We start from the raw sequence: 12,637 nt of genomic DNA, 5'->3' as shown, positions 1-12,637 counted from the left end.
CGTCACAATCGTGATTATAGTAAGTATTTGTAACGATATCGCCACATATCTCATTTTATAAACGAATTTTAAGTAACCGTTGTTAGTGGGTAACGTTAAAAGCAATACGTTACCAAAGACATACGCTACCAAAATCAAAAAAGCCTACCGTTAGGCTTCCCAATAAAGAGAAGCAAACAATAGGCTTTCATTTAGCTTAGTGGTTTCTCTTAAAAGAGATTAGCCACGATAGTAACGCTGAGGTACGAATGGCATTTTTTCTACTGTCATTGGTAGCTTCTTGCCACGAACTTCAGCGAATACTTCAGTGCCAATAACCGCTAGGTCAGTACGAACGTAAGCCATAGAAACAGGCTTGCCCGCGTTAGGACCCGCAGTACCACTTGTTACAACGCCAATCTTGTTGTCTTCAGCATCGAACAGCTCAGCGCCTTCACGTACTGGTGCTTTAGTCTGACCAACAAGACCAACACGCTTGCGTTGAACGTCTTTAGTCGCGATTTGCTCAAGGATGATATCAGCGCCAGGGAAACCGCCTGCACGTTCACCGTCAGTACGACGCACTTTTTGGATACCCCATAAAAGGCTAGCTTCTACCGGCGTTGTTGTTGTATCTAGATCGTGACCGTACAGACATAGACCACACTCAAGACGAAGTGAGTCACGAGCACCAAGGCCAATCCACTCTACTTCTGCTTCTGATGTTAGTTTACGAGCAAGTGCTTCAGCGTGATCGTTCGGTACTGAGATTTCGTAGCCATCTTCACCGGTATAACCACTGCGGCTTACGATGCACTCTACGCCGTCGATATCGACTTTTTGAACATCCATGAACAGCATGTCTGCAACGCTTGGTTGGAAACGAGCCAGAACTTCAGACGCTTTCGGACCTTGAAGTGCTAATAGAGCGCGGTCATCAATCACTTCCATTTTTACGTCTGCAGGAAGGTGAGCCGTTAGGTGGTCGATATCTTGTGTTTTACACGCCGCGTTCACAACAACAAATAGGTGACCGCCAAGGTTAGCAACCATAAGATCATCCATGATGCCGCCCTGTTCATTAGTAAAGAAGGCGTAGCGCTGCTTACCAGAAGGCAGGTCGATAATATCTACTGGAACCAGAGATTCTAAAACAGCGGCTGCATTTTCACCGTGTAGACGCAGTTGCCCCATGTGAGAAACATCAAAAAGACCAGCAGCGTCACGAGTGTGTAAGTGCTCTTTCTTTACACCTAGTGGATACTGAACTGGCATGTCGTAGCCAGCAAAAGGAACCATTTTTGCGCCGACTTCAACGTGAAGTGCATGCAGAGGTGTTTTTAGTAGGTCTTGATTAGCGTGTTCTTGAGTCATTTTATTCTCCATGAAGCGTTGCAGGCTTTCCAAATCGAATCTGCCGCTTATATCTCTATTTAGAGTCGCCTCTAACGATATGGGTTAACGTTAGAAACAGTAGATAGTAAAAAGTGATGTCTTCTATATAGGCTTTTATTACTAGCGATATAAAAAGAGGCTTCTGTATAAAAGCTATACGACTCACTTTCTAAGAATTCACTTCAGTAAACTTCAATCAACATGAGTAAACCGTGTTCACTATAGTAAACAAGCCTGAGTCAGTTTTACACCCTTAACAAGATTAAAACAGCTCAAAATGTGATATTTAACAATTTAAAAACAACTTTCAGTCGCATACAAAAACGCGATATTGATGCTTTTCACACCAACATCGCGTCTTTTGGCAAACGTTAGAAACAAAAGCAAACGTTTGCATTCACTATAAGAAATTCTAACTTTGTTAACTTATTTTGCAGTCACCCACAAAATCAGTGCATCTTCTGTACTAGTAGAAATCAACATATGCCCCATGTTGGCGTCGTAATACATGCTGTCACCTTCGCTCATGGGTACCGGCTCATAGAATTCTGAGTAGAACATCACATCACCAGAGATCACCATCAAGAACTCCTCACCATCGTGGCGAACCCAATCGTTATACTCTTCAAAGGTGCGTGCTCTCACTCGGCTCTTGAACGGCATCATCTTCTTATTCGAAAGTTCTGTCGCGAGCAGTTCATGCTCGTAAGTCGGAGTTGGGTGAGGTTTGCCCTGACCTGCTTTAGTTAAGTCACGACGTCCTGTGGCAACCTTTTTTCTTGGTGGCTCAAAGAGTTGCGGCATATCAATTTGCAAACCCATAGCCAATTTCTGCATCGCTTGGAACGTCGGTGAGATTTGTTCGTTCTCGATTTTACTCAGCGTAGAGCGCGCCAAACCAGTACGTTGGCTCGCCTCTTCTAACGTAATGCCTAGCTTGCTGCGGATATCTTTAATACGCTGGCCGAGCCTAAGTGGTTCGATATTCTGATCTAACGTCTCTTTCGCCAACGTTAAAGATGGGTACTCATCATAAATGTCTTCTGACATAGGTCCCTCATTCATTTCTTACTTCCTGTCTATTGATTTCATTGTTGCATGAAGCGCTTTGTTGATTAAAGAGCACACAGGGAAATAAAGCGTGCTCCCTGTAGCAAAACGAGAAAATCTGTTTCCTATTGGAAATTTTTGTTGAAAATTGATTTTATCGGAGCTATGTTATCGACTTGTTAGATGAAGAGATGCTACTTCAGCTTGCAGCAAGTGATAGATTTAACATTTGTAAGAGCTGTTTTTTACCCGAAATTTTTGGGAACCAATTCGTGCTGCATTGACCCTACAACGATCGCTTTGACGCTATGGTCGTATAAATAAGAAGCAATGCACTATTTATACACCTATATAACGCAAACGATACCGATGCAGAAATCAACGTAAGACCTAATGGACTATAAAAACAATCACCATTAGCTTAATGAAAGGTCTCGACAATGAACGCTTATCAAAACCATAGCTTAGACAGTTTTTTCTCTACGAACCTATCTGCGACTGACGACGCAGTATTTGCTGGAATCCAAGCAGAGAACACTCGTCAAAACGAACAAATCGAACTTATTGCTTCTGAGAACATCGTTTCTAAAGCAGTAATGCAAGCTCAAGGCACTTGCCTTACCAACAAATACGCAGAAGGCTACCCAGGTCGTCGTTACTACGGTGGTTGTGAGCACGTAGATACAGTAGAAGCTATTGCGATTGAACGTGCTAAACAGCTATTCAAGTGTGAATACGCGAACGTACAACCTCACTCAGGTGCTCAAGCGAACGGCGCAGTTAAACTTGCCCTACTTCAACCTGGCGACACTATCCTAGGTATGTCTCTTGACGCTGGTGGTCACCTTACGCACGGTGCACGCCCTGCGCTTTCAGGCAAATGGTTCAACGCAGTTCAATACGGCGTAGACCGCGACACTCTTGAAATCGATTACGAAGCGGTACGCGCTCTCGCTATCGAATGCCAACCTAAAATGATTATTGCAGGTGGTAGTGCTATCCCACGCGTTATCGACTTCGCTAAATTCCGCGAAATCGCTGACGAAGTTGGCGCTATCCTTATGGTAGATATGGCACACATCGCGGGTCTTATCGCGACAGGTGCTCACCCTAGCCCACTACCACACGCACACGTTGTTACAACAACAACGCACAAAACACTTCGTGGCCCACGCGGCGGTATGATTCTGACGAACCACGAAGACATCAACAAAAAGATCAACTCTGCAGTGTTCCCTGGCCTACAAGGCGGCCCACTCATGCACGTTATCGCGGCTAAAGCAGTGGCGTTTGGCGAAGCACTTGGCCCAGAATTTAATACTTATATTGATTCAGTGATCGACAACGCAAAAGTTCTTGCTGAAGTGTTGCAAACTCGCGGTTGTGACATTGTGACTGGCGGAACAGACACGCACCTAATGCTGGTTGACCTTCGTCCTAAGGGCTTGAAAGGTAACGTAACTGAAGAGGCATTAGAGCGTGCAGGGATCACATGTAACAAAAATGGTATACCATTCGATTCAGAGAAGCCTATGATTACCTCTGGCATTCGTTTAGGTACGCCAGCTGGAACCAGTCGTGGTTTTGGCACTGAAGAATTCAAACTTATCGGTGAATGGATCGGCGATGTACTTGATGGCTTAGTTGAAAGCCCTGAAGGCAACGCTGAAGTTGAGCAACGTGTTCGCAAGCAAGTTAAAGAGCTTTGCAAGCGCTTCCCTCTTTACCGTTAGACCGTTTTTAAGATTTAAATTAAAACCTCATAAATTTTTGGAGAATAAGCAATGGACAATACACTAAAGTTTGCAGACAGCCACGAGTGGGTAAAAGACAACGGTGACGGTACTGTAACTATCGGTATTTCTGAGCACGCTCAAGAGATGCTAGGTGACGTTGTGTTTGTTGACCTGCCTGACACTGACGACGAAATCGAAGCTGGCGAAAGCTTCTCTCTAGTTGAGTCAGTGAAAGCTGCTTCTGATATCTACGCACCAATCTCTGGCGAAATCGTAGAAATCAACGAAGAACTAGAAGATAGCCCAGAGCTAATCAACGAAGAACCTTATGAAGGTGGTTGGATTGTTAAAGTGAAGATGTCTGATGCGTCTGAACTAGACAACCTTAAAGATGCGGAAGAATACCTAAGCTCTATCGAAGAAGACTAATAGGTAACCTCATTACGATAAAGCTGCTCTTTTGAGCAGCTTAATTTTAGGGGCTAGCTCACGGCTCCAGAGAGAAAGTAGAACATATCATGACTGAATTACTTCAAAGCCAATTACTGAAAGACCTGGGTACTCAAAACGAGTTTGTTGCTCGTCATAACGGCCCAAATAAAGCAGACCAGCAAAAAATGCTTGAAGCGATCAACGCGACTAGCCTAGACGCACTGATCGACGAAACGGTTCCTGCACAAATCCGTCTTGAAAAACCAATGACACTTGCTGCGCCACTAAGCGAAATGGACATGCTGGCCTCTCTTAAAGAGATCGCTAACCTAAACCAAGTGAAACGTACTTTCATTGGCCAAGGCTACTACAACACATTCACTCCAAACGTTATTCTACGTAACGTTTTAGAGAACCCAGGCTGGTACACAGCTTACACACCATACCAACCAGAGATCTCTCAAGGTCGTCTTGAAGCTCTACTAAATTACCAACAAATGGTAATGGACCTAACCGGTATGGAAATCGCGAACGCGTCTCTTCTTGACGAAGCGACAGCGGCTGGCGAAGCAATGACACTGTGTAAGCGTGCTGGTAAAAGCAAGAGCAAAGTATTCTTCGTTGCTGACGATGTTCACCCTCAAACACTAGAAGTTGTTAAAACTCGTGCTGAGTACATCGGTTTTGAAGTAATGGTTGGTGCTCTTGAAACACTTCCAGAGCAAGACGTATTTGGTGCGTTAGTTCAATACCCTGGTACTACAGGTGAAGTTCGCGATCTAACCGACATCATTGCGAAAGCTCAAGCAAACAAAACGCTTGTAACGGTTGCAACTGACCTACTTGCTTCTGCTCTACTTAAGCCTGCTGGCGAAATGGGCGCAGACGTAGTAATCGGTTCAGCACAACGTTTCGGCGTTCCTATGGGGTACGGCGGTCCACACGCTGCATTCATGGGTACTCGTGAAAAGCATAAGCGTACAATGCCAGGTCGTGTAATCGGTGTTTCTATCGATACTCACGGTAACCAAGCGCTACGTATGGCAATGCAAACTCGTGAGCAACACATCCGCCGCGAGAAAGCGACATCGAACATCTGTACAGCTCAAGCACTTCTAGCAAACATGGCGTCTTTCTACGCGGTTTACCACGGTGCAGAAGGCCTACGTACTATCGCTCGTCGTACACACCACATGACAGCTATCCTAGCGGCTGGCCTGACTAAAGCGGGTTACGAGCTAACAAACAACAGCTTCTTCGATACCATCACAATCAACTCTGAAGAGAAGACAGATGCACTGTACGCGAAAGCACAAGCAGCAGACATCAACTTGCGCCTTCTTAAAGGTAAGATCGGTATCAGCTTAGATGAAACAACCACAGTCGACGACGTGAATGCCCTATTCGCTATCTTCGACGTAAAAGAAGACGTTCAAGCGCTATCTTCTGACATTGCATCAAATGAGTTTGCGGCAATTCCAGAAAACTGTCGTCGTGAATCAGAGTTCCTAACTCACCCAGTGTTCAACACGCACCACAGCGAAACGCAAATGATGCGTTACCTAAAACAGCTTGAGAACAAAGACTTCTCACTAACGCACGGCATGATCCCACTGGGCAGCTGTACGATGAAGCTGAACGCTGCTGCTGAGATGATTCCAGTAACATGGCCTGAGTTTGGTTCAATTCACCCATTCGCACCTCTAGAGCAAGCGGCGGGTTACACAGCACTAGCAAAAGATCTTAAAGAGAAGCTATGTGAAATCACCGGTTACGACGATTTCTCACTACAGCCTAACTCTGGAGCATCTGGCGAATACGCAGGTCTAATCGCGATTCAACGCTACCACGCAAGCCGCGGTGAAGGTCACCGTAACGTTTGTCTGATTCCAAGCTCGGCGCACGGTACTAACCCTGCAACAGCATCAATGGTTTCAATGAAGGTAGTGGTTGTTAAGTGTGATGAAGATGGCAACATCGACATGACAGACCTAGCAGCGAAAATCGAGAAGCACAAAGACAACCTATCAAGCATCATGATCACTTACCCTTCTACGCACGGCGTATACGAAGAGCAAGTGAAAGAAGTGTGTGAACAAGTACACGCAGCGGGCGGTCAGGTTTACCTAGACGGCGCGAACATGAACGCTCAAGTAGGTTTAACTTCGCCTGGCTTCATTGGTTCAGACGTATCCCACTTGAACCTACACAAAACATTCTGTATCCCACACGGTGGCGGCGGTCCGGGTATGGGTCCAATCGGTGTTAAATCGCACCTAGCACCTTTCCTACCAGGCCACATCGAAAATGGTGTTCAAGGTTCTGACTACGCAGTATCAGCAGCAGATTTAGGTAGTGCGTCAATCCTACCTATCTCTTGGGCTTACATCGCAATGATGGGCGAACCTGGCCTAACAGACGCGACTAAAGTAGCGATTCTGAACGCGAACTACGTGATGGAAAAACTACGTCCTCACTACCCTGTTCTTTACCGTGGCACTAACGGCCGCGTAGCGCACGAATGTATTATCGATATTCGTCCACTTAAAGAAGACACAGGCATCAGCGAAGAAGATATTGCTAAGCGTCTAATGGACTTCGGTTTCCACGCGCCAACTATGTCTTTCCCAGTTGCTGGCACGCTAATGGTAGAGCCAACTGAATCAGAAGATTTAGAAGAGCTAGACCGTTTCTGTGAAGCGATGATCGCAATCCGTCACGAAATGGCAGCTGTGAAAGCGGGTGAATGGCCACTAGACAACAACCCTCTAGTGAACGCACCGCACACACAAGTTGATCTAGCTGGCGCAGAATGGGATCGCCCTTACTCTCGTGAACTTGGTTGCTTCCCATCGAAAGCAACGAAGAACTCGAAGTACTGGCCAACAGTTAACCGTGTAGACAACGTATACGGCGACCGTAATCTAATCTGTTCTTGCCCAAGCATCGACAACTACGAAGACTAATTTTGTAGATTTTAGATAAACAAAAGCGAACCACTTGGTTCGCTTTTTTGTTTTTGGAGAATCAATCATTTCAAGCTGAGAGGTAAAGATCGCGCCAGCTAACCAACAATCCACATATAGACTTTCTATTATCGTTGTTGAATATCTAAGTTTTGGTTCTATTTGTAACGCCAGTAATAAACTTATCTACTTCCGCATAGAACTTGGCCGGATCGTTTTGCACCCAGTGGTTTGCGCCCTCAAATGAAACGTTGTCTAACGTACTAATAAACTCTTTCGCACGCTCACAACCCTCTAGGCTGTCAGCACCCCAAAAATATACTTTAGGTATGGATAAGTTTTCGAAAATTTGTCCCCAGCCAACCACGCCACGGATATCTTGAGTCGCATGTTGTCCGTAGATTTCACTGGCGGTTTGACCAAGAACCTCTGGCTCACATCTTCTAACTGACGAAAGATACTTAACACCTGCTCCGTGTCCCCAAGCCATGGGAAAACGTTTTGAGAAACCTTCTCCTTTCACCCAGTTCGCAAACTCGTCAGTGCTTAGTTCAGAATATGTATCTGCAATAATCTGGGATAGGATGATGCTTTCTTCGTGCAGTCCGCCTTCAGCATTAATGAAACCACGCACGATGCCTCTCGTGTCGTATTCACAAATCAACGTCGATGTATCGCCTCCCCAAGAGTGCCCAAGTAGAAAGCAACCATGGATGCTCAATAAGTCGAGTGCTTTCAATATTCGATTTGCTTGAGTTTCTGTTGAGTGGGATATATTCGAAGCAGGAGAATAGCCATAACCACACAGGTCGAACATGACTAAGTTGTAATTCGGTAGCCAGTCAAACACATCGGCAAAACATAAATGCGACTCACCCAACCCATGAATCAACACCAGTGTTTCCTGAGACTCTTTGATATCAGTCGACAAGCAATAAAGCTGATCACCATCGATCTCTAACCACTTTTCTATCAACACATTATCCTCACACTTCTAATCGCAGACTTTGGATTTATCTTAACGAATCCAACACGATAAGAAAGGTTAATTTGGTTAAGTTTTATAAACTTATTGACCTTACTGTAAGGGGAAGGTTTAAGGTCAACTCACGAGCTCAATATAACTAGGAAACGATTATGGGATGTTGCAATAAAGCGCCAAAAGGTGGAGCCCCTCTTTGCTTACTTTTAAAAGTCACGCTTGGAATTGGGTTATTTGTGTTTCTGCTGGCATTGTGGCAATAGGAGAGTTATCCAGCACTAGATTTGAAGCTAAGACGTGGCGGTATATATCAGAGCAACTTGAACTCAATAAATCCAATGCTTGACCCTATACGGTAAGGTGTTTATATTGTCGCCCGCCCAACGGGGCACATCCTAAAATGCACACCGGCCATCCTGCCATCATTCGTGTATTTATATTGGTGTTGTGAACTTCCATGCTAACGAAACTTCGTCCTTTTACTCGTGAATCGGGTGCGCTTATGCATCTTTCGATTCCAATCATTTTGACTCAAATAGCGACCCAAGCGATGGGGTTTGTCGATACGACAATGGCTGGCCAAGTAAGCCCTGCCGATCTTGCCGCTATTGCTCTCGGCACTAGCCTTTGGATTCCTGTGTTGCTGCTACTGCGTGGCGTGATTATGGCGTTAACGCCTGTTGTCGCTTACCATCGTGGCGCACGTGACTTTCAAAGTATCTCTGTTGAATTCTTCCAGATGGTTTGGTTGGCATTAATCGCGAGTGTGCTGCTTATCGCTTACTTGGTGAGTGCGAAACCGATCCTAGAATGGATTGGTGTTGCCGCTGAAATCATCCCTATCGGCAGTGACTATGCGTTTGCCCTAGCCTTTGGTGTTCCGGGTATTGCCCTGTTCTACACCTTGAACGGCTTCTGTGAAGGTATGAACAACACCAAAGTGCCGATGATCATTTCGGTAATTGGTTTGCTGATTAACATTCCGGTCAACTACGTGCTTATCTACGGTAAGTTTGGTTTCCCTGAAATGGGTGCTGTTGGCTGTGGCTGGGCAACGAGCTTAGTGTATTGGCTAATGTCGGGAATGCTGTATTCCTACATTAAAGGCCATCATCATTACAAAACCATCATCAGCTTTGCAGACGCTAAGCCAAAAGCAAAAGAGATGCTTCATCTTTTAAGGTTAGGTTTACCTATCGGGATGAACATTGCAGTGTGTGGCAGTATCTTTGCGGTTATCGCATTGATGATCGGCCGTATTGGTGCTGAGAACGTAGCAGCGGCGCAAATCGCTCTCAATATATCGAGCCTAACTTATGTGATCCCGATGAGTATCTCGTTTGGCATTACGATTCGTGTTGGACACGCTTTGGGTGAAAAAGATGAACTTGGCGCGATTGAGCGCAGTAAAGTCGGTATTTTGGTGGCAGCATTAATCTCGTTGCTTTCGGTAGCGATGTTCCTACTGTTCCCTGAATTAATCATTAGGCTTTACACCACTGACCCAGTAATCAGTGCAACAGCGGCAGTGTTATTGACCTTTACCGCTATGTACCAATTCAGTGATGCTCTGCAAACCTCTGCAAATGGTGCTCTGCGTGGCTATAAAGATACCAAGATCCCGATGATCTTAGCTATCGCTTCATACTGGGGCTTAGCGTTACCACTGGGTATGGTGTTGGGCTTAACAGACCACATTGTTCCAGCAATGGGTGAAGAAGGCTTCTGGATTGGTATTCTGACGGGATTAAGCGTATCAGCTGCGTTGATGTTGCTTCGCTTGCGATACGTAATTAAGAAGCGTGACTTGCCACCAGCAAGTACTCCATTGTTAAACTAAGATAGACCTATAAGCTAATACAAAAAAGCGCGTTATTGCTACTCGGCAATAACGCGCTTTTTTATTAAATTTTTATAAACCAGATAATGTCCTTGGTTTAACACTCATCGTTCATTACCCGAACTGTACACTCACAACCATCTACTGGACATGTGTCTCCACTTGTCCTGCCGCCAAAAGAGTCATAAAGAACATAACAACCTGAAGGTAAGGCATCATCAGTTATGTTATTGCTGTTAAGGTCAGCTTGACTAAATGGCTGAGTATATCCCACTACCGTGTGTCTGTTACCTAATTCAGAGATGATGCTGTCATCATCCGAAAAAGTTAGGAAATCGAGCATATTTAACGCATCTCCTGATTCACCTTCACTTTCAGGACAAAGTGTGCCCCAGTCGACTTCAACTCTACCGATACCAAAATCGATTACGTAGTTGCTCTGATCACCTGGGTTTGTTGCGTCAGGATCAAGCCCTGCGATAATAGCTTTAGAAGTCACTTGCATGATCACGCCTTCCATCGCACCCGCAACACCTTCAAGTACCGTTTCTCTCGCTGATTCCTGAATACCAAGGAATCTTGGAGCAGCCGTTACCGCTAATACTCCGAGTATCACGATCACGATGATTAATTCCATTAAAGTAAATCCGTTTTTCTTCATGACATCCGCATCTTTTGATAACTTAAATATTCAATAACCCAATGAATTACCTATAACTATACACCTCAAATAGGACTCATAACACTCCACGGCTATCGGTTTTTATAACGCTGGTATGTGGTACTTGTTCCCTTTAGAGGCAGTAAAGATAACTGGAAGCGCTGTCTCATAAGGTGTCAGCGGGTTTAAATTCGAACAAATACGTGGGGAAACTGAAAGTATCGATGGAAGAAGGTTTAATTGATTTATTTGAACTGAGGCACGCTGCGTATAACCAAAGTTAGACCATTTTTTGAGTCGGCCTCTCTGTTTCTCCGACTAAGAAAACAAGAAACAGAATAGAACCCATAAAAAACGCGCTACTACCATGGGTAATAGCGCGTATCTATCAATCGTTGTACGACTATCGCAACATTAGTTCACTGCTTTAACGTAAGGAAGTACTCGGAATCCATCACGTACTTTTTGGCTTGGAATGTAATGACGGAAAGCTAAGTTAAACACACCAGAATCGTTTTCTGTTTTGATGTTGTTTACTGCATCATCACCACAACCAAAGCTTACGGTGTAAGTGCCGTCTGCATTTTTCTCAGCCGTGTTTGAGCTTACGTTCGCCACTTCACCAAACATGAAACCTTGCTTGTTGTAGACCGTTACCGACCAAAACGCTTGGTTCTTAGGATCATCAAAGGTTGCCTGATGACAAGTGTCTGCTGGGAAGTTACCAGAGACTTCGTAAATATTGTCATCTAACTGCGCGCCACCCCAACCGATAGCCGCGCCCACTGCGTACTTCTCTTTGGTAAACATCTCTTTTGAAGCATCTTCAGGGCTGGTAAACATACCAAACGTCGCCTGAGCACCATCGCGTTTCAGTAGTTTCGGCATTTCCATTTTAAGGTTTTTCTCTACCTCATCGAATGATTTCTCATCCACTTGCATTGCCATAAATTTGCCGTCTGCTTTTGCATCAATGCTCATCTGATCTTGGATTTTATGAACTTCATCTTTGGTGAACGTCGCATCAGTACGAACGATGACATACACGTGGTCTCCACTATGAGTAGAAAGATCAAACGTACCAGAACCGTATTGCATTGGCTGAATGCGGTGGTCTTCTGTAATCACTTCCATCGACATGTATTTGCCTTCAGGAATCTCAGGTAGCGTAATCGTCGCGCCTTGCGAAACGTTAATCACAGCCATTGAGTAGTAAGTGTCTCGGTTCATTCGAACCACAGGCTGTTTATCGGTTGGCGTGAGTTCGCGTTTGTGTAGGAATTTATTAACGCCAACAAGCTCTTGGTTTTTCAAATATTGGCGTGACGTTTCGTACACCGCGTAATTGTCGACGGTAGTCACTTCACCATCGGCATTGAAGAACTCTGTCAGAGTTGAAACTTCTTCAGCTGCGTAAGAAGAAAGAGAAACTGCGCTTAAACCTAAAACTACTAATGCTAATTTTTTCATTGTTGACCTCTAATAAATCGATAACGCTAAATCAATACATAGTCCATTTGTTTTTGTTCGAACAGTTAGTTCGTTAACCGCTCAACTTGTGAACAATGTTATCAAGGCAGCATAAATTCACAAATG

The 12,637-nt window shown here is 44.8% G+C and carries 9 protein-coding genes; 4 read left to right on the top strand and 5 right to left on the bottom strand.

Annotation, left to right across the window (positions count from 1 at the left end; translation table 11 throughout):
- Positions 1-219: 219 nt before the first annotated feature.
- Together gcvT and AB4154_RS09150 are read right to left on the bottom strand one after the other, a co-directional pair.
- Positions 220-1,353: a glycine cleavage system aminomethyltransferase GcvT gene (gcvT, locus tag AB4154_RS09155; protein WP_372122761.1), complete on the bottom strand. Its 1,134-nt coding sequence runs from the start codon at positions 1,351-1,353 to the stop codon at positions 220-222.
- Positions 1,354-1,800: 447 nt separating this feature from the next.
- Positions 1,801-2,424, bottom strand: coding sequence for a helix-turn-helix domain-containing protein (locus tag AB4154_RS09150; RefSeq protein ID WP_017059847.1), 624 nt, complete (start codon positions 2,422-2,424; stop codon positions 1,801-1,803).
- Positions 2,425-2,864: 440 nt separating this feature from the next.
- Between AB4154_RS09150 and AB4154_RS09145 the strand changes: the two genes are divergently transcribed.
- The 3 genes from AB4154_RS09145 to gcvP all read left to right on the top strand — a co-directional run bounded on the left by AB4154_RS09145 (position 2,865) and on the right by gcvP (position 7,558).
- Positions 2,865-4,157, top strand: coding sequence for a serine hydroxymethyltransferase (locus tag AB4154_RS09145; RefSeq protein ID WP_017072175.1), 1,293 nt, complete (start codon positions 2,865-2,867; stop codon positions 4,155-4,157).
- A 51-nt stretch (positions 4,158-4,208) separates the two neighbouring features.
- Positions 4,209-4,589, top strand: a complete 381-nt coding sequence (gene gcvH, locus AB4154_RS09140) for a glycine cleavage system protein GcvH (protein WP_017072176.1) — start codon at positions 4,209-4,211, stop codon at positions 4,587-4,589.
- A gap of 89 nt (positions 4,590-4,678) precedes the next feature.
- Entirely contained in the window at positions 4,679-7,558 is a 2,880-nt protein-coding gene (gene gcvP, locus AB4154_RS09135) for an aminomethyl-transferring glycine dehydrogenase (RefSeq protein ID WP_372122759.1), read from the top strand.
- A 145-nt stretch (positions 7,559-7,703) separates the two neighbouring features.
- Here gcvP and AB4154_RS09130 read toward each other — a convergent pair whose 3' ends face one another.
- On the bottom strand, positions 7,704-8,537 hold the full coding sequence (locus tag AB4154_RS09130) for an alpha/beta fold hydrolase (protein WP_017071757.1): 834 nt from the start codon (positions 8,535-8,537) through the stop codon (positions 7,704-7,706).
- Between the two features lie 460 nt (positions 8,538-8,997).
- Between AB4154_RS09130 and AB4154_RS09125 the strand changes: the two genes are divergently transcribed.
- Positions 8,998-10,380, top strand: coding sequence for an MATE family efflux transporter (locus AB4154_RS09125; protein ID WP_102427967.1), 1,383 nt, complete (start codon positions 8,998-9,000; stop codon positions 10,378-10,380).
- A gap of 97 nt (positions 10,381-10,477) precedes the next feature.
- Here the strand turns inward: AB4154_RS09125 and AB4154_RS09120 are convergent, their stop codons facing one another.
- Entirely contained in the window at positions 10,478-11,041 is a 564-nt protein-coding gene (locus AB4154_RS09120; protein ID WP_372122757.1) for a type II secretion system protein, read from the bottom strand.
- Between the two features lie 414 nt (positions 11,042-11,455).
- Complete coding sequence (locus AB4154_RS09115) at positions 11,456-12,511, bottom strand: DUF1254 domain-containing protein (RefSeq protein ID WP_136973497.1); 1,056 nt, start codon at positions 12,509-12,511, stop codon at positions 11,456-11,458.
- Positions 12,512-12,637: the final 126 nt, after the last annotated feature.

Source organism: Vibrio sp. 10N.286.51.B11 (assembly GCF_041469245.1).
In the GTDB taxonomy this organism is placed as follows: domain Bacteria; phylum Pseudomonadota; class Gammaproteobacteria; order Enterobacterales; family Vibrionaceae; genus Vibrio; species Vibrio crassostreae_C.
The sequence above is the reverse complement of the archived record's forward strand: the minus strand, read 5'-3'. Positions and strand labels throughout refer to the sequence as shown.